12 protein-coding genes are annotated in these 15,905 nt (G+C 68.0%); 8 read left to right on the top strand and 4 right to left on the bottom strand.

Annotated features, from left to right (window positions below):
• Positions 1–24 precede the first annotated feature (24 nt).
• The gene (locus AC0662_RS31835; protein ID WP_452193420.1) at positions 25–1,620 is read right to left on the bottom strand and encodes an FAD-dependent oxidoreductase; all 1,596 of its coding nucleotides are present in this window, start codon (positions 1,618–1,620) and stop codon (positions 25–27) included.
• A 164-nt stretch (positions 1,621–1,784) separates the two neighbouring features.
• Positions 1,785–2,810 carry a LacI family DNA-binding transcriptional regulator gene (locus AC0662_RS31830; protein ID WP_452193421.1) on the bottom strand — a complete coding sequence of 342 codons (1,026 nt, stop codon included), beginning with the start codon at positions 2,808–2,810 and terminating at the stop codon, positions 1,785–1,787.
• Between the two features lie 240 nt (positions 2,811–3,050).
• On the opposite strand from AC0662_RS31830, the gene AC0662_RS31825 reads away from it, so the two are divergent.
• Positions 3,051–4,838, top strand: coding sequence for a hypothetical protein (locus AC0662_RS31825; RefSeq protein ID WP_478305270.1), 1,788 nt, complete (start codon positions 3,051–3,053; stop codon positions 4,836–4,838).
• A 23-nt stretch (positions 4,839–4,861) separates the two neighbouring features.
• Here AC0662_RS31825 and AC0662_RS31820 read toward each other — a convergent pair whose 3' ends face one another.
• Complete coding sequence (locus tag AC0662_RS31820) at positions 4,862–6,610, bottom strand: hypothetical protein (protein WP_478305268.1); 1,749 nt, start codon at positions 6,608–6,610, stop codon at positions 4,862–4,864.
• A gap of 204 nt (positions 6,611–6,814) precedes the next feature.
• Between AC0662_RS31820 and AC0662_RS31815 the strand changes: the two genes are divergently transcribed.
• The 6 genes from AC0662_RS31815 to AC0662_RS31790 all read left to right on the top strand — a co-directional run bounded on the left by AC0662_RS31815 (position 6,815) and on the right by AC0662_RS31790 (position 13,354).
• Positions 6,815–7,738: a carbohydrate ABC transporter permease gene (locus tag AC0662_RS31815; protein ID WP_452193427.1), complete on the top strand. Its 924-nt coding sequence runs from the start codon at positions 6,815–6,817 to the stop codon at positions 7,736–7,738.
• A complete protein-coding gene (locus tag AC0662_RS31810; protein WP_452193428.1) occupies positions 7,728–8,612 on the top strand; it encodes a carbohydrate ABC transporter permease in 885 nt (294 codons plus the stop codon). The genes AC0662_RS31815 and AC0662_RS31810 overlap by 11 nt, the downstream gene beginning before the upstream one ends.
• Before the next feature lie 21 nt (positions 8,613–8,633).
• Positions 8,634–9,956, top strand: coding sequence for an ABC transporter substrate-binding protein (locus AC0662_RS31805; protein ID WP_478305265.1), 1,323 nt, complete (start codon positions 8,634–8,636; stop codon positions 9,954–9,956).
• A 25-nt stretch (positions 9,957–9,981) separates the two neighbouring features.
• Complete coding sequence (locus AC0662_RS31800) at positions 9,982–11,094, top strand: Gfo/Idh/MocA family protein (RefSeq protein ID WP_478305263.1); 1,113 nt, start codon at positions 9,982–9,984, stop codon at positions 11,092–11,094.
• Positions 11,094–12,005, top strand: coding sequence for a DUF6807 domain-containing protein (locus tag AC0662_RS31795; RefSeq protein ID WP_478305261.1), 912 nt, complete (start codon positions 11,094–11,096; stop codon positions 12,003–12,005). Before AC0662_RS31800 ends, AC0662_RS31795 begins: the two co-directional genes overlap by 1 nt.
• A 146-nt stretch (positions 12,006–12,151) precedes the next feature.
• Entirely contained in the window at positions 12,152–13,354 is a 1,203-nt protein-coding gene (locus tag AC0662_RS31790) for a cytochrome P450 (RefSeq protein ID WP_478305259.1), read from the top strand.
• A 21-nt stretch (positions 13,355–13,375) separates the two neighbouring features.
• On the opposite strand, the gene AC0662_RS31785 is transcribed toward AC0662_RS31790, so the two are convergent.
• Entirely contained in the window at positions 13,376–14,749 is a 1,374-nt protein-coding gene (locus AC0662_RS31785) for a hypothetical protein (protein ID WP_478305257.1), read from the bottom strand.
• 193 nt (positions 14,750–14,942) lie between these two features.
• Here AC0662_RS31785 and AC0662_RS31780 point away from each other — a divergent pair, with 193 nt between their 5' ends.
• Positions 14,943–15,863: a phosphotransferase enzyme family protein gene (locus AC0662_RS31780; RefSeq protein WP_478305255.1), complete on the top strand. Its 921-nt coding sequence runs from the start codon at positions 14,943–14,945 to the stop codon at positions 15,861–15,863.
• Positions 15,864–15,905 lie beyond the last annotated feature (42 nt).

Genomic DNA, 15,905 nt, shown 5'->3' with positions numbered 1-15,905 from the left:
GGGACCTCCATCAGTAGCCGGAACTCAATAACCCGTGATGTCCGGCCAGGCGAGTTCGATGCCCTGGGCAACCAGGCGGTCCTGGAACTCGCCGAGCAGGGCAGGGGTGGCGTGGACCGCGCGCGGACTGACACCGCGATCCAGGCAGAAGCCGGCCAGCAGGCCCGCGGCCTCGCCGATGTTCCACTCGACCGGGTGCAGCCGGTAACAGCCGTTGGTGATGTGCGTGCTGCCGAGGTTCTTGCTCGCGGGCAGCAGGTTCTCCACCCGCTGCGGGACCAGCGCCCCGAGCGGGATCCGGAACGGGCTGCTCGCCACGTCGATGTAGTTGTCGCCGCCGGTGGACGGGTGCAGGTCGATCCGGTACATCCCGATCCCGACGCTGTCGGCGTACTCCGCCGCTCCGCGGGTCCCGCGGACCGCGACCGACAGGTCCTGCTCGACGATCGTGTACGCCGCCTTGATCCGCCGCGACTCGCGGATGTACGGCGCCTGCGCGAGTCCGTCGGCCGATCCGACCAGGTCGCCACGCAACCGCAGCCCCGGGAAACCGGTGCCGCCGTCCGGACGGGGCGCCTCGGTCTGCAGCCAGTAGAACACCGCCTGGGACAGCTCCTTGGCCGCGGCGAGATGCTTCGCCGCGTCCGGTACGTCGATCACCGGGCCCTCGAAGTAGTCGATCATCGGCCAGTTCACGAGGCAGATGTCGCTCTCGTACGCCCCCGGGACGAAGTGCCGGCGGGCCGCGATCCGGCGGAAGGTCCACAGGTTCGTGTCGCCGCCGCCGCGCCGCTGGTCCGCGACCACGGCGAGCGGGTCGTCGTCCGGGTTCGGGGTGAACGACCGGACCGAGCTCTCCAGGGTGCGCGGGTTCGGCGCCGTCCAGGACAGCAGCCGGTCGCCCCAGAACGAGGGCTGATAGTTCCGCCAGAAGGCGTAGTTCGCCGGTTTGTCACCGACCTGGTCGCCGTCGACGTGGTCGACCGCGAAGCAGTACGACACCGCCTGCATGTTCAGCGGCTGCGCCTGAGCCGGGGCGCTCGGCTCCGCGGTCTCGCTCTGCGCCTCGAACCCGGTGACGTACTCCGTCCCGGTCAGCGGCAGCAGCTCGCCGGTCTCGGTCGCGTCGAGGATGTACGGCGCCGTGAGCGTCAACCGCTCCTCGGTGTCCCGGTGCTCCACGGTCACCGCGGTGACCCGGTCGCCGTCGGTGTCCGCGGCCACCGGATGGTACGGCTGCAGAACCTGGAGCCGGCGACTGGCGCGGTACGGCGCGAGCATCTCCTCCAGTACGGCGACTGCGACGCGCGGCTCGTGGCAGAGCTTCGACACGTACCCGGCGCCCGGGTTGAGGTGCGCGTCCGCCCGGGACGCGACGGTCAGCGGGTAGTGCCGGCGGTAGTACTCGCGGATCCCGTCGCGCAGCGCGCGGTACGACGCGGTGACGCCGAACTGCTCGACCCACGAGTGCTCGTCCGGTGGGACGGCCTGGCTGGTCAGCTGACCGCCGAGCCAGTCGAACTCCTCGGTCAGGATCACCGAGCGACCGGTCCGGAGCGCGGCCAGAGCCGCGGCGACCCCGCCGAGCCCACCGCCGACCACGAGAACATCTGTCTGCATTTAGTGCTCCATCTCATGTGTCAGTCGGCGCTTGCGGCGCCCATGCACGCACCTCGAGCCACTTGAGAGGCGTCCACGATGCTCCGCATCGAGGACGCCTCTCAAGCACCTCGATGCACGCACCTGGACACCGCAATCGCTCGACTGACACATGAGATGGAGCACTAGGCACCTTTGCTGGGCGTGAGAGTGATTCCGTCGGTCAGGTCGCAGGGAAGGAGCAGTTGCTGCTCGTCTGCGGTCCCGCTGAGGATCGCTTCGAGCAGCTCGACCGCACGCAGCCCCATCGCCCGCCGCGGAACGTGGAAACCGGAGAAGTCCAGGTCGCTGGCCGCGGGCCGGGTGGCATCGCCGAGCGTGACCACGGACAGGTCCCCGGGTACGTCGACACCGCGCTCGGCGGCCGCGGTGTACAGCGCGATCGCGTCCGCGCGCTCCTCGACGAAGGCCGCGGTGATGTGGCGCTCGAGCAGGTCGTCGAGCACGTCACCCGGCGAGCGGTCGGTCGTCGGTACGTGCGGTGCGCGCGCACCGGCCGCGTCGCGGAAGCCGCGCATGCGGTCGGCCGACGACTCCGCGCCGCTGCCGAGTCCGACGTACGCGATTCGCCGATGACCGAGCGCCTGGGCCTGCTCGACGACGGTGCGCGTGGCGCTGGTGTAGTCGGCGCCGACGTACGGCACCGGGCCGTCGGCGTCGTCGCGGCGGCCGACCGAGACGAACGGGTACTCCTCGGCGATCAACCGGGCCAGCTCCTCGCTCGGGATCTCACGACCGAGCAGCAGGCAACCGTCCGCGATCCGGAGCCGGTTGTTCTCGTGGAAGATCCGCCGCCGCCCTTCGGCGACCGGCGCGCTGGTGAACAGCAGCAGGTCCCAGCCGAGCCGCTCGGCGCAGTCCTCGATCCCGGCCATGAACGGGTGGTAGAAGTCGCCGCTCGCACTCGGGAACACCGACTCGTACGTGAACACGCCGAGGATCTGATTGCGCTGCTGCGTCATCCGGCGCGCCAGCGGATCGGCCTGGTACCCGGTCTCGCGGATCACCTTGAGTACCCGGTCCCGGGTCTCGGCCGGGATCCGCGCGGTGGCGTCGCTGCGGTTGTTCAGCACCAGCGACACCGTCGTCTGACTGACCTTGGCCAGCCGCGCGATGTCGCGCTGGGTGAGCCGGGTCGCCTTGTCTGCCATCATCGATCCTTCGCGGTAATACGGATTGCCGGGAACCGTAGAACAGTCCGCCGACGTCCGTCAAGAGGTCAGTTCCTCCAGTAATTCGAATTATCACAGCTCAAGGTCTTGACCCGTCACGGTGACGCGCTGAAAACTCGCCGCAGTCCGATCGCAGCGAGGAGATCCGCTATGTCTCTGAAACGTCGTACTGTCCTGCTCGGCGCCGCTGGTGCTGGGCTCGCGTCTACGATGACGTCGATGTCCATGTCAGCCGGCGCCGCGGGGTTGCCGTTGCTGGCCGGGTTGCCGGCCGGGGCGCCGGAGCGACAGTTGTTCGCGCCGGGGGAGCAGCGGTTCGCGCCGTACCTGGTGATCCTGGCGCCGATGGTGAACGACGTCGTCGACACTGATCCGTACGGGTTCATGGGTGGCGGCTGGTGGCGGACGCCGGCTCAGCCGTACAACTCGCGGGTCCAGGAACACGTTTTCACGCTGAGCTGGTTCGTCGCGAACAAGCGTGCCTGGAACCCGTACTACCGCGACAACGCGCTGCTCGGCCGGCTCGACGCCGCGTTGCAGCACTACATCGGGTTGCAGAACCCGGACGGCTCCTGGCCGGAGTACCACCCCGGCGAACAAGGAAAGGCGTCAAGCGGCTTCGGAATCGGGTATTTGGCGAAGACGCTCGCCAATCTGCGGCAGACGAACGCGCTGCCGAGCCGGCAGGCGCAGCTGGAAGTTGCCCTGCGCAAGGGAGTCGACTGGTACCTGAATCCGGACAACTCGGTCGTCTGGGACAACCCGTTCGAGTACACCAACCAGGCAACGGCGGGCGCCGCCGGCTCGGCGCTCACGCTGAAGCTGATCCCCGACCACGACCGGTCGCTCAAGCTGCAGGACCGGATCCGGTTCATCGCGAAGTGGGCGCAGAGCCCGGCCGGGTTCTTCTACGACCCGCGCGGGATGGACATCAACTACAACTTCGAGGTCATGCTCCCGGAGATGGCCGAGCTGTACCTGCTCACCAGGAACCCGCAGCTCGCGAGCATGGCGCGCCGGTTCGCCGACTGGTTCGGGTACAACCTGCTCCGGGAGCCCGACGACTCCGGCTGGCTGACGTACTACGCCGTCTCGGACCGGACCGCGGCAGCGTTCTACGACGACGTGATCCCGGACCCGGACCGCACCATCCTCGGCTCGCACTTCGTCCCGGTCGCGCCGGACCTCGGTGCGTTCTTCACCTCCCGTGAGGATCAGACGGCGTCCCGGCAGGCATGGGCTGCGGACCCGGCGCCGGTGCCCGCGCTCGCCAAGCAGGACACCTCGCCGCGGATCGTCGCGCATGCGCCGTACGGCGAGACGATGCCGACCCGTGCCGCGAAGCAGGCCGCGATCGCGCGACTCCCGTACCTGCGCAGCGACAACTTCACCGAGCGGCGGCACGACGACTACGGCAACCAGGACTACCTCTACGTACGCCGTCCCGGCCTGTACCTCGGCGCGTTCTTCGGGAACCGGCAGGGGAGCGGCGTGAAGGCCGGGACCGGATTCCTCTGGCACCCGGTGGCGGGCACGGTGATCCACGCGCAGCAAACGGCCACCGGATCCTGGGGCACGGTCCTCGGCGGCAAAGCCGATGCCGAGAGCAACCTTGTCGCCTCGTACCCGTCCAAAGACCTGGTCCGCTACCACACCCCCGACGGCTCGGTCGCGACCGAGCTGCTGGTGGGCCCGCAGTCCGTCGGCCGCCGGGTCACCGCGACCAGCGCGGCGACCGAGCAGATCCCGCTGGTACTGCAGCCCGACGACGAGGTCGTCTTCTCCGACGGAACCGCAGTCCCCTACAACCAGAGCCGGACCGCGACGGCGGACGGCCTGGTGATCCGTCGCGGCAAGGCCACGATCACGATCACCTGGTCGAGCCGCCGTACGGCGACCGTCAGCACGTCGTCCCGCACGTACCTCCGCGACGCCCGCCGCCGCATCCACGTCCTCCGCATCCCGCACGACGGCTCACTGGAAACCGTCGTACGAACCGCCGGCTGACCACCTCCGACCCAACAGCCCGCTCAACGGGTGCGCAGGCGCAGCATCTGGCGGCCGGGGGTGCGGCCGGTGAGGTATACGCGCAGGCCGTCCGGGGTGAGGCTGCCGCCGAGGTAGGTATAGCGTTCGCCCGGGTCCATCGCGACCCGGGCGGCGCCGTTTCCGGGCCCGAACTCGATTCGGTCGGTGCCGACCGTGTAGCTGCCGGTCCCCGACGTGAGCTGATAGTTGCCGGAGGCATCCAGTGTGTCGACCCCGGACAATGTTCCGCCGTTCCGGAAGCACAGCTCGATCGCGTACGCCGTCGCGTCGCCGGCGAAGTCGAACGTCAGGTCGAAGCCGGACGGTACCTCGGCCACGGTGATCTCGGTCCGCAACGTCCGGTACTGCTTCGGTCGGTGCCCGAAGTCCATCGACGCGTAGAACCGGCCGTCCGGGGCGAGCGCGTACTGCCCGTCCGCGCGCCGGAAACGCTTGGGTAGCGGTAGGTGGTACGGAACCTGCACTTCCTGCGTGAGCCGGAAACTGTTCGGGCCGAGCCGGCGCAGTCCGTCGCTGCGGAAATGACCGGTGCTGAAGAACTGCGGTGACAGCCGGACCGAGTCGAGGATCGCCGCACCGTTCCGGAGCTTGAAGAACGTCGGATTGGTCGACAGCCCCGAGGAGATCACCGGGATGTCGGCGAAGTCCGTGCCACCGAAAACGGTTGCCGTCCGGGTGTCGCGGCGTACCCGGACCGACGCCTGGGACGGGTAGTGCTGCACGAAGTCGGTCGGCGCCGGCTGGGCGGCCGGAAGGGTGGCGGAAAGTTCCGGTCGTTCGAGGACGTCTGCCAGGAAATCGCCGAGCTCACCCGTTCCGCGGGCCTCGATGCTCTTGGCCACGGTCGTGAACCGTCCGTCGCCGGTGTGCAGCGCCAGCTCGCGGAACTGGGCGAGGTACCACCAGACCTCGCGCACACCCTTCTGGTCCTGCCGACGGGACGCGGTCGTGTCCACCTCGCCGTTCGGCTCGAGCAGGTACAGCGTCACGTCGAGGTTGCGTCGGACGTACTCCACCAGGGCCGGCTTGTCGCGCAGCCAGGCGATCGTCAGCAGGCACGGGTTCGTCACCTCGGCCGCGTACGTCGAACTCCGCTCGCTGTAGATCCCGTCCGGTGTCGCGTCGATGCCCTCGTCCAGCCAGTCGTCGATCCGCGCCGCGTACCGCCGGTTCGGAAACAGGTGATGCGCACGCGACAACGCCGCGGAAACCTCCCACCGGTGGTTCGGGGTGTGTACGCCGCCATTCGCCAGCGCCGGTCCGGCCTTCTTGATCACCGACGCGAGGGTGGCGCGGAATCCCGCCGTTTCCGCCTGACCGTCCGCGTCGAGCAACGCGTACAGCATGCAGACGTCCTGGATCGCGAAAGCGCTGTCCGGCGGGGAGTGCAGGTTCCCGACGTCGTACAGACCGTCCTCGTGCTGCCGCGTCGCGAGTTGGTCGACCAGCCAGCCCAGCGGCCCGAGCAGCGCCGGGTCGTGGTGGTACGACGACCGGCCCCAGACGTACCCGGAAACCAGCCGGCGGGCTTTCCGCGCCACGGTCCGGACACTGTCGGAAAGGTTCTGGTAGTTGCCGAGCACCAGCGGAATCTGTTGCTGGTTCGCGCCGGTCAGCAGGGTCAGGAAGTCCTCGTCCACAGCCGCAACCTCAGCACGAGCGGCGGCCGGATGCAGGGCGCCGAGCGCGACCGTGGTCAGCGAACCAGTCAGAAACGTGCGTCGCAGCATCGGGTTCTCCCGTCGGTAAGCGGTTGCCAAATGCCTGGAACTGTCGCCTCCGGACTTTGTCCTGTCAAGACCGCGCAACCCGACCGCATCCGGACATTCGGCACGCTGGCGAGCCCTTGCATAAACCGGTTTCTCGTACTAGTTTGACCGGCCAAGGCAAGCGCTTTCCGGGCTGCCCTTAGCGTTCCGGAGGTACGAAAGAACATGAGTGCGCTGGGTGAGCTCGGCAGCCTCCGGGGGAAGAAAACCGCAGGTCAGAAAAAGGACAATCTGGCCGGCTACCTCTTCCTCTCCCCGTGGCTGCTCGGGCTGTTCCTGATCACGATCGGGCCGATGCTGGCCTCGCTCTACCTGTCCTTCACGGACTACAACCTGATCCAGGCCCCGAAGTGGATCGGCCTGGAGAACTTCACCCGGATGCTGTCCGACCAACGGCTGCACAACTCGCTCAAGGTGACGTTCACCTACGTGTTCGTCTCGGTGCCGCTGCAACTGGCGATCGCCTTGCTGCTGGCCGTCGTACTGGACCGGGGCGTCCGGGGGATGGCGTTCTACCGGTCGGTGTTCTACCTGCCGTCGCTGCTCGGCTCGAGTGTCGCGATCGCGATCCTCTGGCGGCAGGTGTTCGGCACCACCGGCCTGCTGAACCAGGTGCTGGACGTGGTCGGGATCCACGGAAAAGGCTGGATCTCCGACCCGAGTACGGCGCTCGGCACGCTGGTCGTGCTGAACGTCTGGACCTTCGGGTCGCCGATGGTGATCTTCCTGGCCGGGCTACGGCAGATCCCCACCATGTACTACGAGGCGGCAGCGGTCGACGGAGCCGGCCCACTGCGGCGGTTCGTCAGCATCACGCTGCCGCTGCTGACGCCGATCGTCTTCTTCAACCTGGTGCTGCAGATCATCCACGCGTTCCAGTCGTTCACCCAGGCGTTCGTCGTCTCCGGGGGCAGCGGCGGACCGTCCGACTCGACGATGTTCTTCACGCTGTACCTCTACGACCGGGGCTTCGGGAACTTCGACATGGGCTACGCCTCCGCGATGGCGTGGTTCCTGCTCGTGATCATCGGAGTCTTCACCGCCGCGAACTTCTTCGCCTCGAAGTACTGGGTGTTCTATGACGACTGAGACCCTGCACCGCGCCGTCACCGCCCGCCGGACCGCTCCCGTGAGCTGGGCCCGGATCCGGCCGCTGGTGATCCACGTCCTGCTGGCCGGCTCCGCGCTGGTGATGCTCTATCCGGTGATCTGGATGGTGGTCAGCTCACTGCGACCGGGCAACGAGATCTTCCGCGACCCCGGGATCCTGATCAAGGACCTGCGGATCGAGAACTACCGGGTGGGCTGGCACGCCCTGACCGAGCCGTTCACCCGCTACCTGCTGAACTCCGCCGTGGTGGTGCTCGGCTCGATCCTCGGCAACCTGGTGTCCTGCTCGATGGCGGCCTACGCCTTCGCCCGGCTGGAGTTCACGGCCAAGAAGTTCTGGTTCGCGATCATGCTGCTGAGCATCATGCTGCCGATCCACGTGGTGATCGTGCCGCAGTACATCCTGTTCTCGAAGCTGGGCTGGATCAACACGGTCCTCCCGCTGATCGTGCCGAAGCTGCTCGCCACCGACGCGTTCTTCGTCTTCCTGATGGTGCAGTTCATCCGCGGGATCCCGCGCGAACTGGACGAGGCCGCCCGGATCGACGGCTGTGGGAAGGCTTCGATCTTCCTGCGGATCATCCTCCCGCTGATGGTCCCGGCGTTGGCCACCACAACGATCTTCACGTTCATCTGGACCTGGAACGACTTCTTCAGCCAGTTGATCTACCTGACCGACCCGCATATGTACACCGTCCCGATCGCGCTGCGGTCGTTCGTCGACTCGACCTCCAGCTCGTCGTGGGGATCGATGTTCGCGATGTCGGTCGTCTCGCTCGTCCCGGTCTTCCTCGCCTTCCTGCTCGGCCAGCGGTTCCTGATCAAGGGCATCGCCACCACCGGCATCAAGTAACTCCCCTGAAAGGTGCACCTCATGAGGCACATCCCACGCGTCGCGGGCCGAGGCCTGCGCGCACTCGCCGCGGCGGCGATCGCCACCGGCCTGCTCGCGGCGGCCGCCTGCGGCGGCGACTCCGGTGGCGCGGCGTCGTCGTCGGACGGCGGCAAGGTCACGCTCCGATTCACCTGGTGGGGCTCGGACACCCGGACCAAGCTCACCCAGCAGGTGATCGACGCGTACCAGAAGGACCATCCGAACGTCACCATCAAGGGTGAGTTCGGCGACTGGTCGGGGTACTGGGACAAGCTCGCCACCACCGTCGCGGCGAACGACGCCCCGGACATCATCCAGATGGACGAGAAGTACCTGCGCGAGTACGCCGATCGCGGCGCCCTGCTCGACCTGAAGAAGGCCCAGGGCCTGGACACGGGCAAGTTCGAGTCCGACACCCTGAGCGCCGGTGAGTTCGACGGCGGGCTGTACGGCCTGAACGCCGGGATCAACTCGTTCGCGATCGTCGTGAACCCGGCCGCGTTCAAGACCGCCGGGGTGGCGATCCCGGACGACACCTCCTGGACCTGGGACGACTTCGCGAAGACCGCCGCGGAGATCACCACCAAGACCGGCGGCAAGATCACCGGTACCGGCACGCTGGGCGCCAACGAGGCCGGCCTGAACCTGTGGGCCCGGCAGAACGGCGAGTCGCTCTGGACGAAGGACGGCAAGCTCGGCGTCTCGCCGGAGAAGACCACCGACTTCTTCAAGTACATCCTGAAGCTGCGCGACCAGAAGGCGATCCCTTCCGCCGAGGCGATCTCGCAGGACATGAACGCCTCGCTCGACCAGTCCGCGATGGCGACCGGCAAGCTGGCGATGAGCTTCATCTGGAGCAACCAGCTGGTGGCGTTCAGCAAGGCGTCCGGTCAGCAGCTGAAGCTGCTGCGGATCCCGAGCCCGGACGGCAAGGCCGCCGACAACGGCTCCTACTACAAGGGCTCGATGTTCTGGTCGATCTCGTCGCGGTCGAAGCACCAGAAGGAGGCCGCGGAGTTCGTGAACTACCTGTCGAACAACACCGCCGCCGGTAACGTACTGCTCGCCGAGCGGGGCGTTCCGCCGAACACCGAGGTCCGCGCCGAGGTGACGCCGAAGCTGCAGCCGGTGGACGCCGCGACCGCGAAGTTCATCCAGGACATCAAGCCGGACCTCGGCGACCCGTCGCCGGCGCCGCCGGTCGGTGGCGGTCAGGTGGAGAAAATCATCCAGCGGTACACGACCGAGGTACTGTTCGGCCGGCAGGCGCCGGACGCGGCGGCCAAGGCATTCCTGGACGAGGTCAACGGGGAGCTCAAATAGTGTTGCTGATGGCAACTGATTGTCGATGACGGGGGGCCGCGTGGCCGTGGTGGGAATCCACGGCCACGGAGCCTCCCATGTTCGCAACGTCGCCCGGCTGGCCGAGGCCGGCCGGGCCGAACTGGTGGCGGTCGCCGACCCGCGCGGCGCCGCCGACCTGCCCGCGGACGTCCAGGTCTTCGATGGCCTGGACGAACTGCTGGCTGCTACCGCGGTCGACGTGGTGGTGATCTGTACGCCGATCCAGACCCACGTCCCACTGGCCGAACTGGCGATGCGCGCGGGAGCCGACGTACTGCTGGAGAAGCCGCCGACCGCGTCGCTGGCCGAGTTCGAGCAGCTGTCGGCCGTGGTGGCGGAGACCGGGCGGGCGTGCCAGGTCGGCTTCCAGGCGCAGGCGTCGGAGGCCACGCTGACGCTGGCCTCGATGATCGCCGACGGCCAGCTCGGTGAGATCCGTGGGATCAGCGCGACCGGGAAATGGGTGCGGAAAGCACAGTACTTCCAGCGCGCCCGGTGGTCCGGCCGGCGGCGGCTCGACGGAATCGACGTGGTCGACGGCGCCGTCACGAACCCGCTCGCGCACGCGACCGCGGCGGCCCTGCTGCTGGACGGGTCGACCGGCGTCCTCGACATCCGGTCGATCGAGACCGAGCTGTACCGCGCGAACCCGATCGAGTCCGACGACACCTCCTCGGTCCGGATCACCACCAGCCGCGGTACGCCGATCTTGATTGCGGTCACGTTGTGCGCGACGGAACACCTCGAGGCGTCGGTGATCGTGCACGGGTCCGAGGGGCGGGCGGTACTGACGTACCAGTCGGATCTGATCGGCGACACGAAGTACGGGCGGGCGGATCTGCTGGAGAACCTGCTCGCGCATCGCGCGGATCCCGCCGTACCGCTGTATGTGCCGTTGCAGGCGACCGGTGGGTTCACCCGGGTCGTCGAGGCGGTGCGGACGGCGGCCGACCCGCTGCCGATCCCGGGGGAGCTGGTGCGCTGGGAAGGGGAGGGGCTAGAACGCCGGCCGATTCTTCTCGACGTGGAGAAGTGGATCGACCGGGCCTCGGACGAGCTGGCCTTGTTCAGCGAGATCGGGGCGCCCTGGAGTACGCAAACAACACTGGAGAGCTGATGACGCAGAACCTCGGCTGTAACCATGCTGTCGGCCGGTCGATCCAGGTCACGGCGGGTGACGGCGAGTTGTTCACCTATGTCTACAACGCGGACGACCCGCAGTACGAGTCGCCGCGACCCTACTTCCACCCGATCCGGACGCTGACCGGCGATCTGGTCAGCGTGTACCGGCCGTGGGATCACTTGTGGCACAAGGGTCTCGCCTGGTCATTGCCGCACTTCGGCGCGGACAACTTCTGGGGCGGGCCGACGTACGCGAGGGAGGACGGCTACCAGCCGCGCGACAACAACGGCTCGCAGGACCACGACCGCGTCGACGCGCTCGACGTGTCGGACGACGAGGTCCGGTTCGCACACCACTTGTCCTGGCACACCCAGGGCGGCAAGCATGTGGTGGACGAGTCGCGGACGATCACGACACGACTGACCGACGACGGATGGGTGCTCGTCTACGAGACCGCGATGACGAACGTCTCGGGAGCCACCGTCCAGATCGGCAGCCCGACCACGGCCGGCCGGCCGAACGCGGGGTACGGCGGTCTGTTCTGGCGCGGACCGCGGTGCTTCACGAACGGCACGATCCTCGCCCCGCAAGGCAAGGGCCGTGACGAGCTGATGGGGCAGCGCGCGCCGTGGATGGGCTTCACCGCCCGTCAGGACGAGACCGACACGGCCTCCACCCTGATCATCGCCGACGCGACCGACAACGTCCGGCACCCACCGGAGTGGTTCGTCCGCTCCTCGAACTTCGCCGCCGTCTGCCCGGCCCCGTGGTTCTCCGAGGAACTCCCGGTGGAAGCCGGCGCGACCCTGCGCCTGCGGTACGCCGTCCTGATCGCCGACGGCCTGTCCGACGACGACCGAGCCGCCACCCTCGCCGCCCAGGCCACGAAGGCCCTCGCGAGCTGAACCCCGGACCCCCACGCCATCACAATCCACCCGCCGACGCCCGGCCCCACCTGGCGGGCGCCGCAAGCGGTGATTGTGATGGCCTGGGGGTCCGCCGCCACGCGCTGACGCAGCAACCAAGGGTTACCTAACCTAGGGTTGAGGGCATGAGCGAGCCCGTGCTGCAGATCCCGTTCGACGATGCGTTCCGGTTCGATCCGTCGCCGACCTTCGCGGAGCTCCGGGAGGGGCGGCCGGTGGCGCGGGTGCGGACGCTGGCCGGCGCCGAGGTCTGGCTGGTGACGCGGTACGACGACGTGAAACTGGTGCTCGCCGATCCCAGGTTCTCGCGGGCCGCCCTGGTGAAGCAGGGAGCGCCGCGGGTCGCGCTCGCGAAGCCGATGCCGAACAGCCTGACCACCACCGACCCGCCCGAGCACACCCGCCTCCGAAGGTTGGTGGTGCCAACGTTCGCGCACCGCAAGATCGAGCGGACCCGGCCATGGGTCGCCGAGTTGTCCGCGCAGCTCGCCGAGGACGTCGCGCGGGCCGGTGACGGCGCCGACATCCGGCAGCTGGTCGCGTTGCCGTTGCCGATCCAGGTGATCTGCCAACTGCTCGGCGTCCCGTACGCGGACCGCGCCCAGTTCCGCGAGTGGACCGAGCTCGGGTACAGCATGAAGATGGCCGAGAAGGACCTGGTCGAGGACGCGATGACCAACCTGACGGCGTACATCGAGGACCTGGTTACGAAGAAGCTGGCGAACACCTCGGCGCCGGCGGAAGACCTGCTCGACGAACTCGTCCGCGCTCGGGAGGAAGGGGATCGGCTCAGTCAGGAGGAGCTGATCGCGTTCGGGGTGAACCTGCTCGTCGCCGGTCACGAGACCTCGGCGAACCAGATCTCGAGCTGTGTCGCGACGTTGCTGCGCTGGCCGGAGAACTGGACGCGGCTCGTGGACGACAACAGCTTGATCCCGTCGGCGATCGAGGAGCTGCTGCGCTTCAACCGGTTCAGCGAGGTCGGTCAGTTGCGCGTCGCGCTCGAGGACATCGAGTTGCACGGCGTACAGATCAAGGCCGGTGAAGGCGTGATGGCGGCTCTCAACTCGGCCAACCGGGACCCGCGCGCGTACGACGCCCCGGACGAGCTGCGGATCGATCGGAAGGACAACAAGCACATGTCCTTCGGCTTCGGACCGCACTTCTGTCTCGGCGCGCAGCTCGCGCGGATCGAGCTGCAGGAGTCCCTGCTGGCGTTGGTACGTCGCTTCCCGCGGATGAGTCTCGCGAAGCCGGCCGAAGAGCTCGAGTGGCGGCGCGTCCTGGTCAGCGGTCTCGCGGAACTGCCGGTGAACCTCAACCTCTGAGGTCCACCGGCAGCCGGTAGATCAGGTCTGCGAGACGAGCACGACGCCGTGCTCGGACTGGTACTGCTCGATGTACCTGCTCGCCATCGGCTCGCTGCACGCGATCGCGTCGGCGATCTTCTTCGGGGTGAGCTCACCACGCTCCGGCGACCAGTCGGACAGCAGCGCCCAGGCACGTTGGCGCTTCTTTTCCAGAGGACTCAGTTCTTCCTCGTCCGTGGTCGTCGACTCCTCGACCACGGACTCCGGGTCGGGCAGGACCGGCTCGACCTTCGGCGTGGTGATCAGCGCGGGCGGCTGCGGGTCCGTCGGGCCGGCGAACGGCGACGGCGGCTTCGGCTTCTCCACCAGCGGTTCGGCCTTCGGCTGCGGGGCGAACGGCTTCAGCGAACCGTTGACGACGTGCTGCGGCTCGCTCTCGTCCTCGACGACGACCGCCTCGGACACGTTGCCGCTGTCGGTCGGGTCCGGGTCGACGATCGCCATCAGCTCGCCGGTCCAGGCGTCCTCGTCGCGCAGCGACATCCCGCCGTCCGCACGCCGCGGCTGCCCGCCTTCCAGCACCCACACGGCGGCCGGTACGGCGGGGCCGCCCTCGGGCTGCTCCGGCGGCGGCGAGATCGCCTTGGTCAGCTTGTTGGTGATGACCTCGTAGTTGATCCGTTCCTCGAGCATCCCGGCCAATCGGTCCGGGTCGTACGTCGTCTCGGCGATCTTCGCCAGCCGCTCGTCCTGGTGCTCGGAGCGGATGTACTCCGCGACGGTGCCGGCGATCGCCTCGCGGCGGCTCCGGTTGCGGATCTGGTGGTGCGCCGCCCGGAGGCTTTCGTACAAGGTGTAGCCGTGCTCGATCGCCAGCGAGCGCGCGAGCCAGGTGACGCGCGGCTCCCGGGCCCACTGGACGATGCCGTACACCGGGCCGGTGTCGCGCATCTGGCCGGCCTTGCGGAGTGCGTCGCGCCGACGGGCCGAGCTGTGGATCAGCCAGAGCACGTAGGCGAACGCGGACAGACCGCCGAAGCCGAAGGCGAGGAACCGCTCTTCCGGCCGCCAGTGGCCGACCACGTTGAAGACGACGGCGACGAGTGCCGCGAAGAACGACATCGCGCGATAGGCGTAGGCCTGCTCGCCCTTGCGCCGGCGCAGGTCGGCGAGCGCCGCGGTGGCGACACCACCGAGCTCGAGCACCGCGACCGCGGGGGTGACGAGGACGATCTTGAGCAGCGTCGAGAACCCGCTGTCCGGCCAGGGGATATGGGTCACGCCGGCCCAGACCTGGCCGACCAGAGCCGCGGCAGCCGCGGTCGCGTAGAAAGCGTAGGCGACTTTGTCCGCACCGGTGAGGGGTACGTTGACCAGTTCGCCAGTACTGGTTGTGCTGGTGTTCTCCTGCAAGACGTGCTCTCCTGACCGGTTTGGGCTCTCCGGCAGTTTCGTCGGGTGGGTGTACGGCGGCCCCCATAGCGCGCTGCACGAGGCTACCGGTTTCCGGCCCCATAAGGGGAGGCGAATCCGGAAACGTCTCGAACCTCCCCACTACCATCGGGGTTCACACACCCGAATTTCAAACGACCAATAGTGTCGAGGCATGATCCCGACGCTGCGATCGTTACCCGACCCGTCCGCGCTGGCCGCCCACCTCGGGTCGGCGTACGGCCTGCGCTTCACCGGTTGCTCGTTGCTCCGGTCGCTGGTCAACGACGTCTACGTGCTGGCCACCGATGACGCTCGCTACGTCCTCAAGCTGTACCGCCGCGACTGGCGTGATCCGGACGAGATCCGTTGGGAGACAGGGATTTCGGCGCATCTGCTCGCCGCCGGCGTCCTCGTCCCGCGGCTCCGGTCGTTGCCGGACGGTGACACCGTCGGACTGCTCGAGACACCCGAGGGGCCCCGGCCGTTCACGCTGTCCGAGTACGTCGAGGGCACCAAGCTCTACCCACCTTTCACCGACGAGTTGTACGTCGCCTTCGGGGCCCAGCTCGCTGCTTTTCACGATGCTGCCGACAACTACACTTCGACGTACTTTCGCCGACCGGTCGAGGCCGCGCAACGGCTCGACGAAGCGCTCGCGGACATTCTCGCCGTCGACGGCGCGGAGGAAAACCTGCTCCGGTCACTCGCCGACGCAGTACGGAACAACGTCGCGCAGTACTCGAAGGCAGGAACCTGCCATGGTGATGCCTCGATGGACAATGTTTTGTTGACGGAACAGGGACTTCTGCTCCTTGATTTCGATCTCGCCGCGGTCGGTCCACCGGCGGCGGATTTCTGCGGCGTCGCGACGACCCCGCACTGGGACGCGTTCAAGGCGGGGTATCGCACCCGTCGGCCGATCGACGCCGAGGACGAGGCGATGATCCCGTACCTGCAGGTTGTCGGGCGGATGTTCAACCTGCGGTTCCATCTCGTCGACAAGCCGCTGTTCCGCGGGGACGAGTCACGGGACGAGGGCTGGGCGGCCGGGGAGTACGACGGGTTGCGCGCGGCAGCCGCCGTACTGCTCTGAGGTTCCTCTGGGGTTCACAGCAAGGTCCCAGGGAACGTGGAG

The organism is Kribbella sp. NPDC043289, assembly GCF_056436705.1.
This window is presented reverse-complemented; position numbering and strand designations above follow the sequence as displayed.